We start from the raw sequence: 22474 nt of genomic DNA, 5'->3' as shown, positions 1-22474 counted from the left end.
CGTACGCGCCGTTCCCGCTATAAGACTTGCTCACGATGCGATGGTTCCCGACGCAGGGCAGGCCAGCGGCCAGTGCGCACCGTGCCTGCGGGATTTCTTTTTAGTGCTACACTAGACGACCGGTCTAATTCAACCCAAACGAATTAGCGCTGTTTGCTATCCAATCTTCCCTCTCCAGGAGAACATATGTACGACCACTTATTATCGCCCGTCAAGGCTGGCGCACTCACCCTGTCCAGCCGTGTCGTCATGGCGCCGCTGACGCGCTCGCGCGCAGGCCAGCCGGGCGATGTCCCCACCGCGTTGAATGCCGAATACTATGCCCAGCGCGCAGGCGCCGGCCTGATCGTCTCCGAAGCCACCCAAATCTCGCAGCAAGGCCAGGGCTATGCCTGGACGCCCGGCATCTACAGTGACGAGCAGGAAGCCGGCTGGAAAAAAGTCACCGCTGCCGTGCATGCGCGGGGCGGCCGGATCGCGGCGCAACTCTGGCACGTGGGCCGCATCTCGCATCCGCTGTTGCAGGCCGGCGGCGCCGACCCGGTCGCGCCTTCGGCATTGATTGCGGCCACCAGCAAATGCTTCGTCGTGCAAGCCGACGGAACCTCCGCCAACGTGCCGACCGGCGCCCCGCGCGCCCTGGCCACCGACGAGCTGCCTGGCATCATCGCGCAATACCGCCAGGCCACGGCCCGGGCCCAGCGCGCCGGTTTCGACATGGTCGAGGTACACGCGGCGAATGGCTATCTGCTGCAACAGTTCCTGTCCACCAACACCAATCAGCGCACCGATGCCTACGGCGGCTCGCTTGAAAACCGCGCGCGCCTGGCGCTCGAGGCGGTCGACGCGGCCATCGCCGAAATCGGTGCCGAGCGCGTTGGAGTGCGCCTGTCGCCGCATTTCGTCGGCCACGACATCGCCGACCAGGAAGCCGAAGCAAGCGCCCTGTACCTGGCCGCCGAATTGCAGCGCCGCGGCATCGCTTACCTGCACATCGCCGAACCGGACTGGGCTGGCGGTGAAGAACTGACCGATGCGTTCCGGCGCCAGATCCGCGCAGCGTTCGGCGGCCTGCTCATTTTCTGCGGCGGCTACACGGCCGCCGAGGGCGACGCGCTGATCGCCAGCGGGGTCGCCGACGCCATCGCTTTCGGCCGGCCGTACCTGGCCAACCCGGACCTGGTCGAGCGCTTCCGCGCCGGCGCCGCACTCAACGCACCGGACCAGTCGACCTTCTACGGCGGCGGCGCGCACGGCTATACCGACTATCCGACGCTCGCCCAGGCCGCCTGAGTGACGGTGCAAGCCATCGCCGCCCGCTGAGCAACAAAAACGCCACCCGAGGGTGGCGTTTTCAGTTGCGGCGACAGGACATCGTCCTGTCCGGCCCGGCTTCATGGCCAGGCCTTGCTGTATCAGTTAAAGATGAAATACAGAACCACCAGTACGACGGTCGGAATTCCCAGCATCCAGCCAATGACATATTTACCCATGATCGTGCTCCTGTAGAAGTTGTGCGGTGTCGATGTAGACAGAATGCCTTCCAAAAGCGATCTCGTCCGTACGTTAGATCACGCAAGGAGCAGATGGCGCGCCGGCGGCGTCACTTTGCGGCCGGCCTTGCCGCGTCGAGGAAAAATCCGCGCCAGAAGAACACCGCCACCACCACCGTCAGTTTCCGATATAGTTTCCATCTCATCAATCTTGCGCCGCCGTCCCTCGCCCTCGAAAAAGCACACAGCCATGACACGACTCACAACGCCACGCACAGCCGCCCTCGCCGCCCTCCTTCTTCCCGTCCTCGCGCTGGCCAACGACGGCATTGCCGGCGTCAGCGCCGGCGGCATCGTGTTCCGCAAGACCGACGCCATTGCCATGAAAAAGGAAGTGCTCAACGTTAGCCGCAGCCTGATCAGCGTGGACTACGAATTCGTCAATGAATCGTCGAGTGATTTGGAAGAAACGATCGTGTTCCCGCTGCCCGCCTATCAGGCCATGAAGCAAGACAGCGACACGTATTACGGCCAGCCGGCGGGGTTTTCGATCAAGGTCGATGGCAAGGCGGTCGGCTTCAGCACCCGCGTGATTGCCTTGCACGCAAAAGAAGACATCACTGCCCAGCTCAAAAAGCTCGGCCTGAGCGACGCCCAGATTGCCTTCAACAGCAGTTTCGCATCAAAGACCAAGGTAGCGCCGCTGACGGCGAAACAGCGCCAGCAACTGAGCAGCCTCAATCTGCTCGAGCAGGGCGCCGACGGCGACACCGGGCCGGTCTGGGAGGTGCAGGTGAATTACATCTGGAAGCAGGTGTTCCCGGCCGGGAAAGTGGTGCGCGTGCATCATGCGTACCGGCCCTTCGTGTCCGGCGGCCCCGGCGAATGGGGCATGAATGAGGAGGTCGCAAAAACCTACTGCGCCGACAAGGAGTTCCTCGGCACCTGGAAGAAACTGGCGGCGCGTACCCCGGACCGCCTGGTGCCGGCCGAACATGTGTCGTACATCCTCAAGACCGGCAATACCTGGAAGCGCGGCATCGACGACTTTACGCTCAACGTCATCAAGCGCCATCCGGCGGAAATCGTCAGCCTGTGCTTCCCCGGCACGTTCAGGAAGATCGACGCCAACACCTTCCAGGTGCGCCTGTCGAATTTCCAGCCGGCCGACGATCTGCAAGTCTACTTCGGCAACATCGACATCAACGCGGCATCGGAGAGCAGCGGCGTGATGCCGGTGCTCGCCAAGTGAGCGGCCGGCCGGCGCCGGCTTACGATTCGATCGACGCCCAAGGCCACGGCGAGGCCACATTGCGCAAGGCGGCCTTGATCGATACATGCATGTGGTGCGTGTGGCCGTTTTTGCCGTGATACGGCTTCCACTGGCCATCGCTGACATTGCAGATCTGCCTGTTCCAGATCACATAGGTGGTGCGCGTATCGAGCAGCGCGAGCTTGGCGAACAAATTGCAATCGACGCCATTGTCCGGATCATGGGTCAGGTCGAACGCATTGCCGTCGTTATGGTCGCTCTTCCTGGCCTGGTGCGCGGAGTCGCCCATCAGGCCGTCCGAGATGCGGCTGCGCTTTGGGCACAGTGAGGTTGCGTCAGTTAGTGCTCGCTTGCATGCTAATGATGGCTGGGCCATACGTTATCCTTTTTTCGACTGGTTGGTGGGCATAAGGGATTTCAAACAGGGCAGTTCCGGGCCGTCGGCAATCGCCCGCGCCTCGGTGTTGGCGTTGGCGGAGCCGGCGCCGATGGTTTTCACCACGCACGCTTCGGTCTTGCGAATCTGCGCCACGGCCAGCAAGGGCACGCGCTTCGGATGCTCGGGATCGGATTGATCGGTGCCGTTGACGCGCACAATCAAGGCGGCCGGAACAATCTTGCCGTCAATTTTGGCCACGCGCCATTCCGCCTTTTTTCCCAGCGAGGAAAACCCGGGCGTGACCACGGTCCAGTAATCGAGCTCGAAGACGTGTTTTTCCGGGCCGACGAGATTGACCGAGCTGCGATCATCGTCGTCGAGCACTTGCAGCGCGAACTTGCCGGCACCCGGACAGGTCAGCGTGTAGGCGCCGGTGGTTTTGTCATCGACGACTTTCTTGCACGACTTGCCCTCCAGGTTGGTGTACACGCTTTCCATGCTGGTCCGGGCAGACACCCCGGCGCTGGCGCACAGCGCCACGGCAAAAATCAGACCCATCGGGCGAATTGTCATACATGTCCTTTGATTGAACGCTTGCAGGCCAAGCGGCATCCACCCATTTGGCGGAAACGACAAGCTGGCGGATTTAATATTGACAATATTATCATGCGAGGTGCTTAAGCAAAACTTGTTTCTGAAACAAGAGAAAAGTGATGCGTGCAAGTAACAGGCACGCGCTGGAAAACGACAATGGCCGGCACGCGCTGCAACGCGGGCCGGCCATCGGAAGGATCACCCCCTTGCGGGGCGCCGGGTAACTTATTCCAGCTTGAAAATGCTCACCGTGCGTTCCAGTTCGGCCGCCATCTCCTGCATGGCCTGCGCCGCAGCGGCTTCCTGCGTCACCTCGTCGGCAAAGGCCACGCCGACGATGGTCCAGTCCCAGTCCTTGTTGGTGCGGTAGACCAAAATGCGCTCGCGCCCGGCATCGCCCTTGGCGCCGACCGGCACCACATCCATCATGCCCTTGCCGCTGCGCAGGATGTCGTCGATGAACACGCCGATCAGGAGTTCTACGTAGGCGCTGCGACAACATTTTCACGCATGCCATAAAAATGGCGGCGCGATACGGAAACATGCCGAGTTGTAAGCAGATAGCGCAAGTTGTAAGCGCGTGTAAAGGTCGTCAACTCATCGGTTGCGGGCAGCGTTTTCAGCTCAGTGACACGGCAACTGTGTACCGAACCTCAAACCAGAAAAAGGACTGACCATGAAAAAAGTAATCGCTACCCTGACCACCGGACTGTTCGCCAGCGCTGCGTTTGCACAAGCTCCCACGCCGGCCCCGGCGCCAGCAGCACCGGTAGCGAAGGCCGAAGTCAAGGTTGAAACCAAAGCCGACGTCAAAGCACCAGGCACGGACATCAAGACTGCCGCGCCAGCCGCCAAGCCGGCGCCCCAGGCAAGCAAGTAAGCAAGTAAGCAAGTAAGCAAGTAAGCAAGCCTCACCATACATAAAAATATAAACCGTTTATACCAATTCCAAGGAAACCACATCATGAAAAAAACTATCGCTACCCTGATCACCGGCCTGTTCGCAACCGCAGCTTTCGCCCAGGCTCCAGCGCCTGCCGCGGCGCCGGCGCCGGCGGCGAAAACCGAAGCGCATGTGGTCAAGACCGACACCAAAGAAACCACCGTCGTCAAGACCGACACCAAGGATGCCCACGGCGCCAAGGACACGCACTCGGTCAAGACCGAAGTCAAGGAAACCAAGTCGGCTGCGGGCATGAAGGAAGAAGTCACCACCAAGACCGAAGTGAAGACCGAGAAAAAGACCAAGCACGCCAAGCATGCCAAGGCGGCCAAGGCGACCAGGGAAGCCACGCCGGCGACCAGCGGCGTCGCGGCGCCGGTGGTCACGGCAGCGGCAACGCCGGCAACGCCAGCGACACCAGCGGCGCCAGCGACCAAGTAATATCGCGCAGCTCCCAAAAAAACGCCAACCCATGCGGGTTGGCGTTTTTTTCGTTCCAGGCTGGCGCAAATTGACCGTATTTTGTCATTTACGCCAAGCCTGCGGTCTCATAAGATCGTCTCAGGCCCCGGATGCGATAAGCAATCCGGGCCAGAACCTCATCTAAATGACTGACCGGAGTCCGACCCATGACTGCATTCCCGCCGCTGGCGCTCATCGCACTTGCCGCCCTCTCCTTCAGCGGCCCCTCGTTCGCGCAGGACGGCCCGGCCGTCGCCGCACCGGGCGCCACCACCACGATCGGGAGTGCCGAAAAAATCGCCCCTTACGCGCCGCGCTTCGGCCGCGCCAGGCCGGTGATCGCGGTGGTGGGCGAAAACGCCGGCACCGTGATGTCCGACTACGTGCTGCCCTACGGCGTGCTGGCCCAGTCGGGCGTGGCCGAGGTGATCGGCGTGGCCACCGGGGCCGGCCCGCTGCTGCTGCCGCCCTTGACAATACAGCCCGGCGCCAGCGTCGCCGAATTCGACCAGCGCTATCCCGACGGCGCCGATTACGTCATCATCCCCGCCGTCAAGCACGCCGATGACCCGGCCTTGCTGGCGTGGATCGGCGCGCAGGCGGCCAGGGGCGCGACCATGGTCGGCATCTGCAATGGCTCGATCGTGCTGGCCCACGCCGGCCTGACGCGCGGCCACCGCGCCACCGGCCACTGGAGCACCCACGCGGCGCGCATCAAGCAGTTCCCCGAGACGACCTGGCTGAAAAACACGCGCTATGTCGCCGACGGCAAGCTGGTGACCAGCGCCGGCATCAGCGCGGCGTTACCGACCTCGCTGGCGCTGGTCGAAGCGATCGGCGGCGCCGCACGCGCGCAGGCGCTGGCCGCCCGGCTCGGCGTAGCCGACTGGAGCGCCACCCACGACAGCGATGCCTTCCGCCTCACCTTGGGCGACCGCGTTAGCGCCGTGACCGCGTATTTCTTGCGTCCCAGCGACGATATCGGCATCGAGGTCGCCGACGGCGTCGATGAACTGGCGCTCGCCCTGAGCGCCGACGCCTACACCGCCACCCTGCGCGCCCGCGTCCATGCGCTGGCGCACAGCGGCGCGCAGGTCACAACGCGCAACGGCTTGCTGCTCATGCCCGAGCCGATTGGCGGACAAGCCAGGCCGATGGACTGGACCCTGCCCGCCTTCGACGCCACGCCGTCCGCCCAGGTGCTGGACAAGGCCCTGAGCGACATCACCACCCGCTACGGCGCGGCGGCCGCCCGCTTCGTGGTGCTGGAAACCGAATACCCGTGGCAGCGGCGATAATGCGGGTCCGGATTAACTGACATCACACGCATGCTCGTTTCCCCACCGCGCCGCATCGTCTTCCTCGCCTACGACGACATGAACCTGCTCGACCTGGCCGGGCCGCTGCAGGCGTTTGCCACGGCGGACCGCTTGAGCCAGGCCGCCGGCGCGCCGGCCTTGTACCAGACCGTCATCGCGTCGGTGGGCGGCGGCAGCGTCATGTCCAGCGCCGGTCTGGCGGTCGACACGCAGTCCGTCGCCACGCTCGATGTCGCCGGCATCGATACGCTGATCGTCGCCGGCGGCTGCAAGGGAGAAGAATTTACCGTCAGCCCTCGGCTGGCCGGCTGGATCGCAGAACACGCGGGCGGCGTGCGCAGGCTATGCTCGGTGTGCAGCGGGGCCTTTGTGCTGGCCGCCGCCGGCCAACTGCAAGGGCGCCGCGTGGCGACCCACTGGGCCTGGGTCGAGCGCTTGCGCCAGCGCCACCCGGATGTGGACGTCGATGCCGACGCCCTGTTCATCCATGATCGCGGCGTCTGGACCTCGGCCGGGGTCACGGCCGGCATCGACATGAGCCTGGCGCTGATCGAAGCCGACTACGGCCACCAGATCGCCATCCAGACCGCGCGCCAGCTGGTCATGTTCATCAAGCGCGCCGGCGGACAATCGCAGTTCAGCGTGCCGCTGGCGGCGCAGGCGCGCGATGACGGCAATTTTGCGGCTTTACATGCGTGGATCGCCGCCCATATCGATGAAGACCTGGGCGTGGCGCGCCTGGCCGCGATGGCCAGTATGTCGCTGCGCACCTTCGTGCGCGTGTATGCCGCCACCGTGGGCCGCACCCCGGCCAAGACGGTCGAGGCGATCCGCATGGAAGCGGCGTGCCGGGCGCTCGAATCGAGCACCCTGCCCTTGAAAGCCATCTGCAAAAAGATTGGCTATGCCGAAGAACAAACGCTGCGCCGTGTCTTCCTGCGCAATTTCGGCGTCAATCCGCTGCAGTACCGCGCGCGCTTCTCGCAGCGCGCGGGGTTGTGAGCGGCCGGCTGGCTTAGAGCCTATCTCAGTAGATCGGGGGAAGCTGATGGCGATGCATGGCAAGCGAGGGCAAGGCGCGAGGAGGCCGCATGGCTAGCCATGCAACGACGAGCAACGCGGCACTCGCTTGGCAGGCGCGCCAGCAGCGACTCCGATCTACTGGGATAGGCTCTTACCACATCAAGTCGTCGGGGATCTGGAACGCCGCGTACGGATCGTCCGCATCGACCTCGGTGCTGGCTTTGTTCACGCGCACCACGATCGACGCATCGCGCTCGGCGATCTTGTCGGCGATCACGCGCGGCACCAGTTCGGTCGAATCGCCCTGGCGGATGATCACCAGCCGCCCGGCCACCAGGTGCGCCTGCACCGCCGCCGACACATAAAAACGCTCGATCTTGTTATTGTGGGTGAAGTTGTAGGCGATATCGCCATTGCCCTTGCTCTGGCGGTTCTTTTGCACCATCTGGGCGATCTGCGCCACGATCGCCTTTTCGTTGGCGGCCGCGTCGCGCTGGGCATTGAGTTCGCGCGCCCGCTCGGCGTTCTTGCGCTGGGTCTCCAGCGCGGCCAGGCGGGCCTCGTCGACGCTCTGCGTACCGGTGCGACGCTCGACCTTCTTCTGCTTGGTCTTTTCCTGGTTGGCCTGTTTGGCCTTGTTTTTGTCGACCAGGCCGGCTTTCAAAAACTGCTCTTGCAACGAGGCCATATGCACTACTCCGTAAATGTGGTTCGCCGGCACGGGCAAGGGCGCCAGCCGGTGGAAAGTCGATAGCATAGCAAAAATGCGGCCGCTGTTAGAATCCCCGCATGACATTCTTCGCTCCACACACCGCCACGCCGCGCTGGCTGCTCGCCTGCCTGGCTCTCGCCACGCTGCCGGCCGGCGCCCAGCAACGCACCACGCTCATCGAACTGATCAACGCCTACCGCGCCGTCCCGCACACCTGCCAGGGCGCCACGCTGGGACCGGCGGCGCCGTTGCTGGCGCATCCGGCCTTGTCCAACGTCCAGGTGGCGGCCGGCACCCTGCTGGCGCCGGCGATCGAGCGCGCCGGCTATCCGGTGGCCCAGGCCGATGCGATTTACGTGGCGGGCGTATCCGATCCGGTGCGGGTCATGGCCAGCATCGAACGCAGCTACTGCAAGACGCTGCTAAACGCCCGCTTTGCGCACGTGGGCGCGCGCCGCACCGGCGACAGCTGGCTGATCGTGCTGGCCGAGCCGGCCCCGCCCTCGGCCGCCTCGCGCCTGCCGCCGTCGCGCGAGGCCGGGCTGCGCATCCTGGAGGCGGCCAACCGGGCCCGCGCCAGCGCCCGCAACTGCGGCGCGCAAGCGTTCGAGGCGGCGCCGCCGCTGGTGTGGAACGAGGAACTGGCCGCCGCGGCGCTGAGCCACAGCGGCGACATGGCCGGCAAGCGCTATTTCAGCCATACCGGAAAAGATGGCCGCATGGTCGGCGAACGCGCGCTGGCGGCCGGCTACCAGTGGCGCCGCGTCGGCGAAAACATCGCAGTCGGGCAGGATTCGCCCGACGAGGTGGTCGCCGGATGGCTCGACAGCCCGGGCCACTGCGCCAACCTGATGGACCCGCAATTGAGCGACATGGGCGCCGCCTACGCCATCAACCATGCCGGCGCGAGCGCGCGGGTGTACTGGACCCAGGTGCTGGCGGACCCGGTCGCGCCGCTTGACCCGGCCAGGTAGGCTGCTGGCCGCCAAGCGGCGGCTGCTGCAATGCACAATAAATACACGACCACAAGATCTCAAGCGCAACTTTTTCTAAAAATAAACAAATAGTTATCTACAGAATTAATCAACTTCCCCGTAAAATTCCGCCTGGATATATTTACAATAATGGTCCCGCAAGCAGGGCCAATGACGGAACGGAAAACGGAAATGTTATCAAGGATTGTGATCGCCGGCGCTGTGGCGCTGTGCTTTAGTGCCTGCACCATGCCACCGACACGGGTCGCGCTCGACCCGGCGGCGAAAGAATTGACCCAGGTGCCGGTGACGAGCCTGCTGCCCCAGGACGAAATCATCGTGCGCGCCGAAGCGTTCGGCGCCAGCGCCGCCCTCGGTGGCGGCCTGATCGGCGCATTCATCGACTCGAAAGTGGCCGAATCGCGCCAGAACACCATTCACGGCACCTTGGCCCCGTTCTACGCCTCGGTCGACGACTACGATTTCCGCTCGCACTACCTGCAGGCGCTGGCCGCCAACCTGGCCAGCGGCACGCCGCTCAAGTTCGGCGCTGTCGAAACCCAGCCGCTGCCGTCGACGATGCAGCAGATCACCGACCGCGTCAATGCGGTCGGCGCCGGCAAGGGCCTGATGGTCATTCAGACCAGCTACACCTTCTCGCCCGACTTCAAGCAGCTGAGCGTGCGCTCGGTGGCCACCCTGTCGCGCCCGAACGTGGAACAGAAGTCCTTCCTCAATACCTATGTCTTCGTTTCCAGCCCGCTGGGCGCGGGCGGCACGGACTCGCTCAAGGCATGGGGCGAGAACAAGGGCGCGGCCTACCGCAGCGCGTCCAAGGACGCCATCGACAACATCATGCTGATGATGAAACTCGACCTGATGGCCGGCCCGGCCGACGCCGCCGATCTGCCGAAAGGGACCATTCCGATGATCCAGGGTGTCAGTGTGGCCCAGCAGAACGCACCCGTGCTCGCATCCGGCAACGGCCGCGCCGTCCTCCGTGCGCTCAACGGCCACCTGTATTCCATCGCCCAATAAGAAGCGGAACCGACCATGATGAAACCATCGATCCACCTGTTTGCCCCCTTGTTGTCGTGCCTGCTGGCAGTCAGCGCCGGCGCGGCCGAAACCAAGGTAGCGCTCAATTATGAAGCGGCCAGCAGCGACGTTGTCGCCAAGCCGGTCGCGGGCGCCTGCGCCATCAATATCGTCAGCATCAGCGACCAGCGCCCGACCAAAGACGGTATCGGCGCCGATTTTCCGGTGCCGACCGACAGCCCGGAACCGTTTGTCAGCGCCAGCCTCGATGCGCTGAAAGAATACGGTTTCACCGTCTCGCACAGCAAAACCGCCGTGCCGCAGGCGGTCAACCTCGATGTGCGCCTGATCCGCGCCTACACCTGGTTCGGCCACATGCGCATCAACGCCATGGTGGCGCTGGACGTGACGGCGCAAGGCGCGGCGCAGGAGAAATTCCGCGCCACCGGCAGCAAGGCGAATATGTGGGGCGCCCAGTCGGAGCACGTCACCGCCCTGAACTATGCCACCAACACCATGCTCGCCAGCATGGCGCCGGCCCTGGCGGCCCACTGCGGCAAAGCCGGGATCGCGGCGCGCTAAACAGCGCCGCTGTCGCCATCACGCCACCTTCGGGTGGCGTTTTTTTTGGGCCAATCGCGTGCTTATGCAAGTAGCGTATATTGCTTGCTTGACCATACCGACATCAACGGGCCCGCAGCCCCTGGGAGAGAACATGCACCGTAACGGCCTTGCGCACACCCTGATCCTCCTGCTGGCCGCCAGCGCACCGGCATGGGCCGAACCGCCCCCGCCGACCGGGACCAAGGTCGCGCCGCTGCCGCCGGGCTTTACCAAAAGCGTGCTGGCGAGCGGCTTCGCCAATCCCCACAATATGGTGCTGGGACCGGATGGCCAGCTGTGGCTGACCGAGCAGACCGGCAAGCGCGTGCTGCGCGTCGATCCGGCCAGCGGCCAGAAAACCGTGATCGCCACCATCGACGAGGTGGTCTCTTCCGACAAGGCGCAAGATGGCTTGCTCGGCCTGGCGCTGCACCCGGACCTGCTCAGGAAACGCGGGCGCGACTATGTATACGTGTCGTTTTCGTACGCCAGCGGCGACGGCGGCGCTTTTCCCAACCGTACCGCGATCCGCCGCTATACCTACGATGCGAAGACCGGCAAACTCGGTGCGCCGAAGGATGTCATCAAAGGCTTGCCGTCCTCGCACGACCACCAGTCGGCGCGCCTGCTGTTCGGCCCCGACCAGAAGCTGTACTATTCCATCGGCGACCAGGGCGCCAACCAGATGACCTATCTGTGCGTGCCGAACCAGGCGCAGGTGCTGCCCAGCGCCGCCCAAGTGCGCGCCGCCGACTGGAGCGCCTATCGCGGCAAGATCCTGCGCCTGAACCAGGACGGCTCCATCCCGCTTGATAATCCGGTCATCCACGGCGTGAAAAGCCATGTCTACGCCTGGGGCATCCGCAATACCCAGGGCATGGTGTTCAGCCCCGCCGGCCAGCTGTTCGCCACCGAACAGGGACCGAATACCGACGACGAACTCAATCTGATCCTGGCCGGGCGCAATTACGGCTGGCCGAACGTGGCCGGCTACAAGGATAACGCCGCCTACGCCTACGCCAATTATTCGAAGGCCGAAGGCGGCTGCGAGGGCGTGAAAGACCCGGCCTTGAACGGCGCCAGCGTGCCGCCGGGGGTGCCGGTGCAGAAGGAATCGGCATGGTCCGATCCGGATTTTGTGGAACCTTTGAGAACCTTCTACACGGTCGACAACAGCTTCAGTTTCAAGGACCCGGTGTGCGCCGAAAACAGCCTGTATTACATCTGCTGGCCCACGGTCGCGCCGTCCTCGGTCGCCTATTACAAGGGCGGCAAGGCCGGCGTGCCGGGATGGGAGAATTCGCTGCTGATCGGCAGCCTGAAACGCGGCACCATCTATCGCGTGCGGCTCGATCCGGCAGGTCACTTGCCGCTCGGTGACGCCGAGCCGCTGTTTCGCTCGGTGAACCGGTATCGCGATGTGGTGGTCAGCGCCGATGGCGCCACCATTTACGTGGCCACCGATGTCGAAGGCTCGCTCGGCACCGGCGAGAACGGTGCGCCGGCCAGCAAGCTGGAAAATCCGGGCGCGATCCTGGTCTTCAAATACAGCGGCGCCAGGTAAGCAGCGCCGCCGTATCCGGGGCCGTGCGCTGTCACCAGCGCGCCGGCCGGCCCTGGTCGCCGGCGCGATAGTCGCACACCCCTTGCGGGAAGATCCGCTCCAGCCACTGCCTGTCGTCCGCGTTGAAGCGGGCCGCGTCCGGATAAGTGCCATCGCCCATTGCGGCGGCCACCGGTTTGAGCTTGCACTTGAAGACATCGCCCTTGATCGAGTCGCCGGCCACCATGCGCGGGCTGGCAAAGATCGGAAAAGCCGCGCTGCAGGCGCCCTTGGGCCGCTGGTTCAACACCCCATCCCAGCTTGACGGTCCGCTGGCGATCACCGCACCGCTGGCATCGAAACACTGGTCGGTAAAGCCGGCGGGCGCTGCGCCGTCGCTCAGGTAACGGTCCAGCACCGCCAGCGCATCGAGGGCGCGCGCACTCTGATCGGCTTTCTCGTCCGCGAACCAGATCACCTGGTTCTTCGCCGCCGCGTGGTTGGCGTCCAGCAGGCGCGCGCGCACCGAAAACGCCTGGCGCGCGTTGTGCATATTGAGCGACGGCTCCAGGTACGGGCGCACGTCGATCATGGGAATATCCAGGCGCTGCCCTGTAAACACGTGGCCCGATGCATAGGCCGCGTGCATGGCAGCCATGTCGCCCATGCGCCGTGGCGACGGCACGCCGCCCGGATCGCGGCAGCTTGCGCTGCGCTGCATGTTGCGCGCGTCGAAAGGATCGCTGTCCGACTCCCACATGACGAACTGCGACGGCTCCTTCCAGCTGCCCACGCAGGCGTTGATGCGCAAGAATTCATCCTTGCCGATCTGTCCCTGCGCCAGCGCGCCAAGGCCGTACTGCACGCCGACGTTATCGACCGGGCTGGGGGCATGGCCGTCGCCATCGGTGCCATAGATATTGGCCAGGTCATTCCAGTGCGTCCATTTGACCTTGGCGAAGACGTCGGCCGGATAGCCGTAATTTTGCGCCACCAGCTCGTAGCGCGGATCTTTGAAGACGGGATTGAGCACGGTCGGCACCGCGCCCTGCCAGCCGTTGATGCATTCGGTCGATCCGGGTTTGCCGGTGACCGGATTGGCCACCGTATCGCTGGCGTTCGAGCCTTCGATCAGCGCGCGCCGGCTCCAGCTTGTCCACGTCGATGCCGGGTCGCGCGCCACCTCGCCGTTGAAATACTGCTCCAGCAGCGGGCAGTCGGCCACCGGGATGGTTTGCGTGACCATGTCCGGATACGATTGCACCGGAATGCCGGCGTCCAGCAATCCCGGCCGGTTTTGGGCGAACAGATACTGCTGCACCGCCCCGCCCGAGCCGCCGATCCCGATCGTGAAGGCGGGCACGCCGACCGCTTCGATGAAGCGCTCCTTGCTCATCATGGCGGTTTCTTCGGCCAGGCGCATGTTGTAATGCACGCCCGCTTCGTTACCGGACGAACTGAGCACCGCATAGCCCTGCGCCAGGATGCGCGAAATAATCTGGCGCTCGATGCCGCGCAAGCCATTGCTGAACCAGATCGCCGTGCCCTGCTGGTGGCCCAGGCCGACGCCGCCGCGCAGCCAGTAGACCAGCTTGCGGTTCCAGGACGCGCTGTCGAAGCCCGGCGCCGCACCCTGGCCCTGCGCCACCGGCGCCAGCATGGCGATGGTGTACACAAAACGGTTGATGGTGCCCGCTTCGACCCGCACCACATACGGCACGCTGGCGCCATGGAGCGTGACGGTTTTCAGGTCGGCCGGGGGCGTGGCGTAGTCAGTGGCGGCATCGAATGGCTTGAAGCCCTCGCCGTTAAAATAGAAGTAGTGGATCTGGGTCTTGATGGCGCACGACTTGCTGTGGCCGATCGGGCGCCCGCCAACCGTGTCGAACACCGGATGGCCGACCCCGTCCTGGTTATCGACCAGCGGCTGGCCCAGGCCCGACTCCTGGGTGCGGCACACGAAGGGCTGCTGCTGCGGGCCGCTGAAAATGGGACCGTTCAGCGGATGGTTGGTCAGCACCAGCGCGGCCGAAGCACCCCGGCCGCCATCGGCGGCGTAGCGCACCTCGAGCGTATTGGCGCCGTCGGCCAGGCCCGACACCACCCCTTCCATGCGCGTGCCGGCGGCCACCATCGGCGGATCGATCGGCCGGCCATTGAGCAGGAATGTCATCTTCCCGGGCGCATCCGGGGCCGCGTTGACGGCAATCCGGGCGTCGCCGCCGGACACTTCGTGCGGCTTGCTCGACAACACGGTCAGCGACAGCTTCCTGTCCGGCGTCTGTACCGCGCCGCCGCAGCCGGCCAGTACGACGGGCACGAGCATGGCGGCGAGCGCGCCGGCGAACGATGGGTTCCAATGGGTCATGGCAATTGCCTCCGGAGTGATTGAACGGGACCGACCAGTCTTCAATCTTGCTCTGCGACGCCCGGACAGCATTGACGATAGTCAATTTCGTGAAGCATCGGACACCCCATTATCGGGCCAGGCGCGCCATGTCACAACGCTGGCGCGCGGCCGTGGTGACCGGCACGCCAGCGCGCCCGGTCCTTGCGCACGCTAAAACAACACCTTGGCAAGTAGCGTCGGGAGCGGCTTTTCCACGCACGCCGCATGGCGCGCCAGTCGCCCGTAGAGGAAACGGCGCGCCGCCCCTGCGCGCGCCGCGCCGGCATGTCCTGGACGCTACGGATTCTGTTTGCATGGGGCATTACTCAGAGTAGACTGAATTATCAACGCAAGCTGGGGAACACCGAAGCATGCCTGCCCGATTTCGCACCGCCGTTCATCAACCGACGCACCCGGCACACCCCGGCGGCGACGCCCTTGTCCTGTCCACGCTGTTCCGTTCGCACTCCCTTTCCTCACGCCGCGACTGACCTTCAAAAGGAAGCCCCATGCCCGCACTCTCCGCATTTTTTCAGAACGTCAAACTCCCGGTGATTTCCGAAGTGGCCCACGCGCTCATCAAGACGCTGGACGATGAAGATGCCTCGGCCAAGGCGATCAGCGCCATCATCGCGCGCGATCCATCGCTCACCGCCAAGCTGATGCGGCTGGCCAACAGCGCCCGCTTCGGCGTCTCGCGCGGCGTCAATTCGCTCGACGACGCCATCGCCATGACCGGCATGGCGCACGTGCGCACCCTGGCGCTGGCGGCTTGCTTCGCCGAATCGTTTCCCGACCTGCCAGGGCTCGACAGCGATGAATTCTGGAAAAGCAGCATGGCTTGCGCCGGCTACGCCAAGTGGCTCTCGACGGGCCTCGGCAACGACGGCCAGGATGCCTGGCTGGCCGGGATGATGGTGCGCCTGGGCGAACTGCTGATTTACCAGGCCGAGCCGAGCGCGTTCGCCGAAATCGAACAGCAGCCGCATTTGCCGGGCGGACGCTGGGAGCGCGAGCAGCGCTTGCTGGGGTTTTGCGAAGGGGAAATTACTGCCGAGCTGGGCCGGCGCTGGAACTTTCCGGTGCCGATCGTGCGCGCGCTGGAATGCTCATCGGACCCGATGGCGGCGCATCCGTTCAGCAAACTCGGCGCCATCATCCACCTGGCCAGCCTGCTGGCCGATACCCCGAGCGACGACCCGGAGATTCTCGATACGCTGCCGGCCGACATCGTCACCGCCCTGCAACTGAACGACGAGTGGATGAAGAAGAAGTTCCCTTCGCATAGTTCGTTTTCGGCGGCGCCGTAGCGGACGCCGTGAGCGCCGGCTGGCCTGCCGCCCCATTGCAGAGGCATTCCTGCTTGCGTGGGCAAGCAAGCGAGCCGGCGCGGATTAATCCCCCGCCAGCGCCAGCCCGCCCATGGCCGGATCGCTGATCGCATCCTTGCCCGTTTCCACGCGGCCGGCAAAGCGCCGCACGTAGCCGGGCAGTTCAGTCACGCGCACGCTGAAGTCGTACCAGTTGCCGCAATCGCACAGCGGCCAGGCTTGCTCCGATATGGCGCCGGCCGCCACCGTCACATTCCACGCCGGCGCATCGAAGTAGGCGTTAGCCTTGAGCACAAAAGTGGCCGCCACCGCGCCGTCGTTGCGCAACTTGGCCGAGACGGCGCCGTTGACGATGTCGTAGCACACCTGGATTTCCGGCTGCGGCCCCTGGCGCGACGCCGTGCCGCTGAAGTGTCGGTGAAAACCGTTCGGCCCCAGCACCCACAGGTCGTACTTGCCCATCTGCTCGCCCAGCGCCCAGGCCCCGTTCAAGTCCTTGCCCGCTTCCACCGTGTAGCGCCGTGGCGGCTTGTTCAGCTGGTTCTGGTCGTACACATGGAACACCGCCGCGGCCGCGCCCGTGTTCGAGAACAGCAGTTCGACCTCGACCTTGTCGGGATGCACGCGCGCGCTCACGTGCAGCTCGTACGGCAAGGCGCGCGAGGGCCGCGTGCCGGCCACCTGGGTCGGCAGTTCGGGCAAGGGCGGCAGGTCCGGGGTCTTGGTGTCGCCCAGCGCGCGGGCGCGCGCGGCCAGCGCCTTGGTGTCCGGCAAGGCGGTCGCAAACGCGGCGCCGTCCGGGTCCTTGAAGTTGAAGGCACTCATCAGGTCGCCGCACACGGCGCGGCGCCACGGCGTAATGGTCGGTTCCATCACCCCGAAACGGGTTTCGATGAACCGAATCACCGAGGTGTGGTCGAACACTTGCGAATTGACCCAGCCGCCCTTGCTCCACGGCGAAATCACATACATTGGCACGCGCGGACCGAGCCCGTACGGGCGGTGCATGAGGGCCGCCGCTTCACTGGTTTCGGTGGAAGCGATCTCATGATATTCGCCGACGGTGCTGACGGTCGAGGCGCCGGCCAGCAGCGCTTGCTTCGGGTCGCTGTTCCATTGCACATACGATGGCGCGGCAGGCGGCGGCACGTGGTCGAAAAAGCCATCGTTTTCATCGAACATCAGGAACAGCACGGTCTTGCTCCAGACGTCGGTGTTCGAGGTCAGCGCGTCCAGCACGGCCGCGGTGTACTCGGCGCCCTGCGCCGGGCTGGACGGGCCGGGATGCTCCGACCCTTCGGCCGTGGCGACGATGAACGACACCTGCGGCAGCTTGTTGCCCTGCACGTCGAGCTTGAGCTGGTCGAGGTCGCGCGTGCTCATGCCCCGTTCGCGCAACTGCGGATCGGACCCGGGCAGGTTGGCGAAGGCATCGCGGAAGCGCCGGAAGCCGGCCAGCGGATTGTCGGTAAAGTTGTCGGCCATGTTCTGGTACACCTGCCAGCCGATGCCGGCCGCCTGCAAGCGTTCCGGATAGGTGAGCCAGGCGTAGCCGCCGGTCGGGTCGTGCTCGACGCTGTCATAGCTGTTGCCGATCACCGGGCCATGGCCCTGCTTGAGCGGGTCGTTGGCGCCGGTCCAGGCGTACACCCGGTTCGGGTTGGTGCCGCCCTGGAACGAGCAGTGGTAGGCGTCGCACATGGTAAACGCGTTGGCCAGCGCGAACTGGAAAGGAATATCGGCTTCCTTGTAGTAGCCCATCGAATGGTTTTGCTTGTGGGTCGGCCAGGTATCCATGATGCCGTGGTTCCACGCGTACTGCGCGTTCGGCCAGCTGTGCGGCGTGCCCGACACCCGCATGGCGTTGAAGCTTTGCTGGGTGTTCAGGTGGAACGGCGCGATCACGCGCGGCGCCGCCGGCACGCTGTCGTTGAGCTGGTACCAGACCCGGTGCTTGCCCATTGCATTCGAGGCCGGCAGCGGGATCGGGAAGCGGTCGCCGAAACCGCGCACCCCTTTCAGGGTGCCGAAGTAATGGTCGAAGGAACGGTTTTCCTGCATCAGGATCACGATATGCTCGACATCCCGGATGGTGCCGGTGCGGTTGTTGGCCGCGACCGCAAGTGCCCGGCTGATCGCGGGCGGAAACATGGAAAGCGCGGCGGCGCTAGCGCCGACCTTGGCGGCCTGGCGCAAGAACGCGCGTCTGCTGGTGGGTGTCATCGTCATTTTTTGTCGGTTTTATCGGGTGGCGCGAGGTGCCCGCGAGGGAAAGCGGCGCTCACGGGGCGCAACGCATGCTGGCAGACTTGGCGCTGCAGGCGCGCGACGGATCGGCCGCGCCGGGCGCGGGCGCCGGCGTTTGCGCGACCGGCGTGGCCGGCGCCGGGTCGTCGTTGCCGCAGGCGGCCAGGCTCGCGCCCATCAGCGCGGCAAACAGGAGGCGCGCGGCAAGGGGCGTGCAGCGGGGTGTTGGCGGGCAATACTGCATGGCGGTCTTTCTTGAAAAATCATCAGGGTCGTGGCCTGTCTTGCAGGCAAGAAAGATAATATTGCTCTAATGTTACGGCAGAGTGACACCCGCATGACCTTGCTATTACACATTATTTCCAGATATCGATGAGATAACTATCCGGCGTGTTGCTTTTCAGGCGGGCCGGCGCACTTTCCGCAGGCCGGCGCCAGTCAATGTTTGACTGGCAACTTTCTATGGAGTAACCTTTCCTGAAAGTACTTTATTCAGGCTTGACGGCGGCCCGATCCGGCTTCCCCGCCAGGCCCGCCAGCGGCGTGCTCGCGTGATCCGCGCGAGCCCGGCTGGCCGCCTGCAGCGATGCAGGGCGGCAATCGCACGCTGTCGCCAGCCAGCCCCGGCGGCTTTCCAAACAGCTCCCAAAAACCCGTTGCGCATGCTATCTTTCACAGGACAGACCGGCTCGCAGAGCGCACGCACAAGGACGTCACCATGAATATTGCCTTTCTCGAATCGATGAGCATTGCGAAGAAACTCGCTACCTTGATCATCAGCAGCATCATCGGCATCGTGGTCCTGACCGCGCTCTTCCTCATTTCCGAAAAACGCATGATCCTGGAAGAGCGCCAGAACAATGTGCGCCAGGCGGTCGAGACCGCGCACGGGGTCGTCGCCTACTATCATGAACTGGCCGAAAAAGGCGGCATGCCGGCCGCCGAGGCCCAGAAGCGCGCCCTCGCCACCATCAAGACCCTGCGCTACAGCAAGACCGAATACTTCTGGGTCCAGGACCAGAGCGCCAGGATCCTGATGCACCCCATCAAGCCCGCACTCGACAATACGGACGGCAGCGGCACCAAAGACCCGACCGGCAAGTTCTTCTTTACCGAATTCGCCGAGACCGTCAAAACCAGCGGCGCCGGCTTCGTGTTTTACATGTGGCCCAAGCCGGGCAGCGAGAATCCGGTGCAAAAAGTGTCGTACGTCAAAGGCTTCGCGCCGTGGGGCTGGATTGTCGGCTCGGGCGTCTACCTCGACACCGTCGACGCCACCATCCACGCGCGCCTGCTCAGCTTCTCGCTGGGCGCGCTGGCGCTCGCTGGCGTGCTGCTCGGCATCGGCCTGCTGATCGGACGCGGCTTGCTGCGCCAGCTCGGCGGCGAACCCGGTTACGCGGCCGGCATTGCGCGCAGCATCGCCGAGGGCGACCTGAGCATCAATATCGACCTCAAGCACAACGACAGCAGCAGCCTGCTGCACGGCATCCGCACCATGCGCGACGACCTGGCCAAGATCGTGATGCAGGTGCGCATGGGGACCGACACCATCGCCACCGCATCGAGCCAGATCGCATCCGGCAACCTCGACCTGTCCTCGCGCACCGAACAGCAAGCCAGTTCGCTGGAAGAAACCGCCGCCTCCATGGAAGAGCTGACCGGCACCGTCAAGCAAAACGCCGACAACGCGCGCCAGGCCAACCAGCTGGCGGCCACCGCGTCCGAGGTGGCCATGCAGGGTGGCGCGGTGGTGGCCCAGGTGGTCGACACCATGGCCTCGATCAACGACTCGTCGAGGAAAATTGTCGACATCATCAGCGTGATCGACGGCATCGCCTTCCAGACGAATATCTTGGCGCTGAACGCGGCGGTGGAAGCGGCGCGCGCCGGCGAACAGGGCCGTGGGTTTGCCGTGGTCGCCTCGGAAGTGCGTAACCTGGCCCAGCGCAGCGCAGCGGCCGCCAAGGAAATCAAGACCCTGATCGGCGATTCGGTCGAGAAGGTATCGGTCGGCAACAAGCTGGTGGCGGACGCCGGCGGCACGATGGACAATGTGGTAGCCAGCGTACGCCGGGTGACCGACATCATGGCCGAAATTTCGGCCGCCAGCCACGAGCAGAGCGCCGGCATCGCCCAGGTTAACCAGGCGATTGCCCAGATGGACGCAGCGACCCAGCAAAACGCCGCGCTGGTCGAAGAAGCGGCCGCGGCCGCCGAGAGCATGCAGGACCAGGCCGCGCGCCTGTCGCAGGTGGTCGGCGTGTTCCGCCTCGACGGCATGGGCGGCGCCACGGGCGAGCGCGGCGCCCTGCCGGGCCGCTCCCCGGCCCGGCGACGCCTGCCATAAACAGCGTCGGTATCCGCCACCGGCTGCATGAATTGCCTGATTCAATTGCCTGGTCACATGTGGACAAAACGCCTTTTAAACGGCGCGCCCGTCCCCATGTGGGTAAGACCGCGCTGCACAATCAGAGGCCGCGCCGCCCCCTTACCGACCCAAGGCACCGACAATGATCCCCTTTTCCGTACTCGACCTGTCCCCGATCACCCAAGGCAGCACCGCGCGCGTTTCTTTCCAGAACACGCTCGACCTGGCGCAGCATGCCGAACGCTGGGGCTTTAAGCGCTACTGGCTGGCCGAACACCACGGCATGCCCGGCATCGCCAGCGCCGCCACCGCCGTGCTGCTCGGCTACGTGGCCGGCGGCACCGCCACCATCCGGGTCGGCGCCGGCGGCGTGATGCTGCCGAATCATTCTCCGCTGGTCATCGCCGAACAATTCGGCACGCTCGAGTCGCTCTATCCCGGCCGCATCGACCTCGGCCTGGGGCGCGCGCCCGGCTCGGACCAGGCCACCGCGCGCGCCATGCGCCGCAACCTGCAGTCCGACGCCGACGAATTCCCGCAAGACGTGGTCGAGCTGATGGATTATTTCGCGGAAAATTCACGCCGCCCGGTCATGGCCGTGCCCGGCGCGGGCCTGAAGGTGCCGGTCTGGATCCTCGGTTCGAGCCTGTTCGGCGCCCAGCTGGCCGCCCACCTCGGCCTGCCGTATGCCTTCGCTTCGCACTTCGCGCCGGCCCAGATGATGCAGGCCGTGGACTTGTACCGCGCCCAGTTCCGCCCGTCGGCCCAGCTCGACAAGCCCTACGTCATGCTCGGCTTTAACGTCTTCGCCGCCGATACCGACGAGCAAGCCGCGCTGCTGGCGACCTCGATGCAGCAAGCGTTCGTGAACCTGCGCAGCGGCCGTCCGGGACGCTTGCAACCGCCCGTGTCCGGCTACCTCGACGCCCTCGGCCCGCAAGAACGCGCCATGCTCGACCAGGTGCTGTCGTGCTCGGCCATCGGTGCGCCGCACACGGTCGAGCGCCAGTTGCAGCAGTTCATAGAACGCACCGGCGCCGACGAGCTGATGATCACCTCGCAAGTGTTCGATCACGAGGCGCGCCTGCACTCCTACGAGATCGTCGGCCAGATCCACGCCGAGGCGCACGCGCCGGCCTGAAATCGCTTATATTCCTCACCGTTTTCCATTCATTACTTCATACAGGAGCATGCACTCATGAACAGCAAAACCTCGCAAGCCCCCATGGTCGACCTCGGCATTGCCGACGACGACCGCAAGCAAGTCGTCGAAGGCCTGTCGCGCCTGCTCGCCGACAGCTACACCCTGTACCTGAAAACCCATCAGTACCACTGGAACGTGACCGGTCCGATGTTCCAGACCCTGCACACCATGTTCATGACCTTGTACAACGAGCAGTGGCTGGCGGTCGACCTGATCGCCGAGCGCATCCGCGCGCTGGGTGAGCTGGCGCCGGGTTCCTATCAGCAATTCGCCGCGCTGACCTCGATCACCCCGACCAGCGGCACGCCGAACGCCAAGGAAATGATCCGCGACCTGATGGAAGGCCAGGCCACCGTGGTGCGTACCGCGCGCGCCCTGTTCAGCGTGGCCGAAAAAGCCAACGACCAGCCAACCTGCGACCTGCTGACCCAGCGCATGCAGACGCACGAAAAGTACGCCTGGATGCTGCGCAGCCTGCTGGAAGACTGATCCCCCACGCCAGCCGCGCCACGCGCCCGGCTGGCGCTTGCCTGCGACCGAACGTCGCATCAAGCGCACAAGCGCCGTCGCCAACGC

At 64.7% G+C, this 22474-nt stretch carries 21 protein-coding genes; 14 read left to right on the top strand and 7 right to left on the bottom strand.

The window, feature by feature from the left end; genetic code table 11:
- Positions 1-186 precede the first annotated feature (186 nt).
- Both F0185_RS10110 and F0185_RS10105 read left to right on the top strand, forming a co-directional pair.
- Positions 187-1293, top strand: a complete 1107-nt coding sequence (locus F0185_RS10110) for an alkene reductase (RefSeq protein WP_167223935.1) — start codon at positions 187-189, stop codon at positions 1291-1293.
- Between the two features lie 450 nt (positions 1294-1743).
- Positions 1744-2745 (top strand): DUF4424 family protein, encoded by a 1002-nt coding sequence (locus tag F0185_RS10105; RefSeq protein WP_167223933.1) that lies wholly within the window; start codon positions 1744-1746, stop codon positions 2743-2745.
- A 19-nt stretch (positions 2746-2764) separates the two neighbouring features.
- Here the strand turns inward: F0185_RS10105 and F0185_RS10100 are convergent, their stop codons facing one another.
- From F0185_RS10100 to F0185_RS34285, 3 genes are all read right to left on the bottom strand, one after another.
- Positions 2765-3055: a VldE C-terminal domain-containing protein gene (locus F0185_RS10100; protein WP_166896504.1), complete on the bottom strand. Its 291-nt coding sequence runs from the start codon at positions 3053-3055 to the stop codon at positions 2765-2767.
- A 90-nt stretch (positions 3056-3145) separates the two neighbouring features.
- Positions 3146-3718 (bottom strand): hypothetical protein, encoded by a 573-nt coding sequence (locus tag F0185_RS10095; RefSeq protein ID WP_167223931.1) that lies wholly within the window; start codon positions 3716-3718, stop codon positions 3146-3148.
- 246 nt (positions 3719-3964) lie between these two features.
- Positions 3965-4204, bottom strand: a complete 240-nt coding sequence (locus F0185_RS34285; protein WP_187362480.1) for a hypothetical protein — start codon at positions 4202-4204, stop codon at positions 3965-3967.
- Between the two features lie 211 nt (positions 4205-4415).
- Between F0185_RS34285 and F0185_RS10085 the strand changes: the two genes are divergently transcribed.
- The 4 genes from F0185_RS10085 to F0185_RS10070 all read left to right on the top strand — a co-directional run bounded on the left by F0185_RS10085 (position 4416) and on the right by F0185_RS10070 (position 7465).
- A complete protein-coding gene (locus F0185_RS10085) occupies positions 4416-4619 on the top strand; it encodes a hypothetical protein (protein ID WP_167223929.1) in 204 nt (67 codons plus the stop codon).
- An 84-nt stretch (positions 4620-4703) separates the two neighbouring features.
- Complete coding sequence (locus F0185_RS10080; RefSeq protein WP_167223927.1) at positions 4704-5123, top strand: hypothetical protein; 420 nt, start codon at positions 4704-4706, stop codon at positions 5121-5123.
- A 188-nt stretch (positions 5124-5311) separates the two neighbouring features.
- Positions 5312-6442, top strand: a complete 1131-nt coding sequence (locus F0185_RS10075; protein WP_167223925.1) for a DJ-1/PfpI family protein — start codon at positions 5312-5314, stop codon at positions 6440-6442.
- A 30-nt stretch (positions 6443-6472) separates the two neighbouring features.
- Positions 6473-7465 carry a GlxA family transcriptional regulator gene (locus F0185_RS10070; protein ID WP_167223923.1) on the top strand — a complete coding sequence of 331 codons (993 nt, stop codon included), beginning with the start codon at positions 6473-6475 and terminating at the stop codon, positions 7463-7465.
- 172 nt (positions 7466-7637) lie between these two features.
- Here F0185_RS10070 and F0185_RS10065 read toward each other — a convergent pair whose 3' ends face one another.
- Positions 7638-8174 (bottom strand): DUF2058 domain-containing protein, encoded by a 537-nt coding sequence (locus F0185_RS10065; protein WP_166896488.1) that lies wholly within the window; start codon positions 8172-8174, stop codon positions 7638-7640.
- A gap of 101 nt (positions 8175-8275) precedes the next feature.
- Between F0185_RS10065 and F0185_RS10060 the strand changes: the two genes are divergently transcribed.
- The 4 genes from F0185_RS10060 to F0185_RS10045 all read left to right on the top strand — a co-directional run bounded on the left by F0185_RS10060 (position 8276) and on the right by F0185_RS10045 (position 12377).
- Complete coding sequence (locus F0185_RS10060; RefSeq protein WP_167223921.1) at positions 8276-9172, top strand: CAP domain-containing protein; 897 nt, start codon at positions 8276-8278, stop codon at positions 9170-9172.
- A 192-nt stretch (positions 9173-9364) separates the two neighbouring features.
- A complete protein-coding gene (locus F0185_RS10055; RefSeq protein ID WP_167223920.1) occupies positions 9365-10210 on the top strand; it encodes a hypothetical protein in 846 nt (281 codons plus the stop codon).
- A gap of 15 nt (positions 10211-10225) precedes the next feature.
- The gene (locus F0185_RS10050) at positions 10226-10792 is read left to right on the top strand and encodes a hypothetical protein (RefSeq protein WP_167223918.1); all 567 of its coding nucleotides are present in this window, start codon (positions 10226-10228) and stop codon (positions 10790-10792) included.
- Positions 10793-10925: 133 nt separating this feature from the next.
- The gene (locus F0185_RS10045; protein WP_167223916.1) at positions 10926-12377 is read left to right on the top strand and encodes a glucose/sorbosone family PQQ-dependent dehydrogenase; all 1452 of its coding nucleotides are present in this window, start codon (positions 10926-10928) and stop codon (positions 12375-12377) included.
- A gap of 31 nt (positions 12378-12408) precedes the next feature.
- On the opposite strand, the gene F0185_RS10040 is transcribed toward F0185_RS10045, so the two are convergent.
- Complete coding sequence (locus F0185_RS10040) at positions 12409-14724, bottom strand: DUF6351 family protein (RefSeq protein WP_167223914.1); 2316 nt, start codon at positions 14722-14724, stop codon at positions 12409-12411.
- A 530-nt stretch (positions 14725-15254) separates the two neighbouring features.
- Here F0185_RS10040 and F0185_RS10035 point away from each other — a divergent pair.
- Positions 15255-16055, top strand: a complete 801-nt coding sequence (locus F0185_RS10035; RefSeq protein ID WP_167223912.1) for an HDOD domain-containing protein — start codon at positions 15255-15257, stop codon at positions 16053-16055.
- 84 nt (positions 16056-16139) lie between these two features.
- Here F0185_RS10035 and F0185_RS10030 read toward each other — a convergent pair whose 3' ends face one another.
- Both F0185_RS10030 and F0185_RS10025 read right to left on the bottom strand, forming a co-directional pair.
- Positions 16140-18299, bottom strand: a complete 2160-nt coding sequence (locus F0185_RS10030) for a phosphocholine-specific phospholipase C (protein WP_167224081.1) — start codon at positions 18297-18299, stop codon at positions 16140-16142.
- 58 nt (positions 18300-18357) lie between these two features.
- The gene (locus F0185_RS10025) at positions 18358-18567 is read right to left on the bottom strand and encodes a hypothetical protein (protein ID WP_167223910.1); all 210 of its coding nucleotides are present in this window, start codon (positions 18565-18567) and stop codon (positions 18358-18360) included.
- 474 nt (positions 18568-19041) lie between these two features.
- On the opposite strand from F0185_RS10025, the gene F0185_RS10020 reads away from it, so the two are divergent.
- The 3 genes from F0185_RS10020 to F0185_RS10010 all read left to right on the top strand — a co-directional run bounded on the left by F0185_RS10020 (position 19042) and on the right by F0185_RS10010 (position 22387).
- Complete coding sequence (locus F0185_RS10020) at positions 19042-20673, top strand: methyl-accepting chemotaxis protein (RefSeq protein WP_229476876.1); 1632 nt, start codon at positions 19042-19044, stop codon at positions 20671-20673.
- 163 nt (positions 20674-20836) lie between these two features.
- On the top strand, positions 20837-21835 hold the full coding sequence (locus tag F0185_RS10015) for an LLM class flavin-dependent oxidoreductase (RefSeq protein ID WP_167223908.1): 999 nt from the start codon (positions 20837-20839) through the stop codon (positions 21833-21835).
- Between the two features lie 57 nt (positions 21836-21892).
- Positions 21893-22387, top strand: a complete 495-nt coding sequence (locus F0185_RS10010) for a Dps family protein (RefSeq protein ID WP_167223906.1) — start codon at positions 21893-21895, stop codon at positions 22385-22387.
- The last annotated feature ends 87 nt before the right edge of the window (positions 22388-22474 follow it).

It is taken from the genome of Massilia rubra (assembly GCF_011682065.1).
GTDB lineage: Bacteria > Pseudomonadota > Gammaproteobacteria > Burkholderiales > Burkholderiaceae_D > Telluria_A > Telluria_A rubra.
The sequence above is the reverse complement of the archived record's forward strand: the minus strand, read 5'-3'. Positions and strand labels throughout refer to the sequence as shown.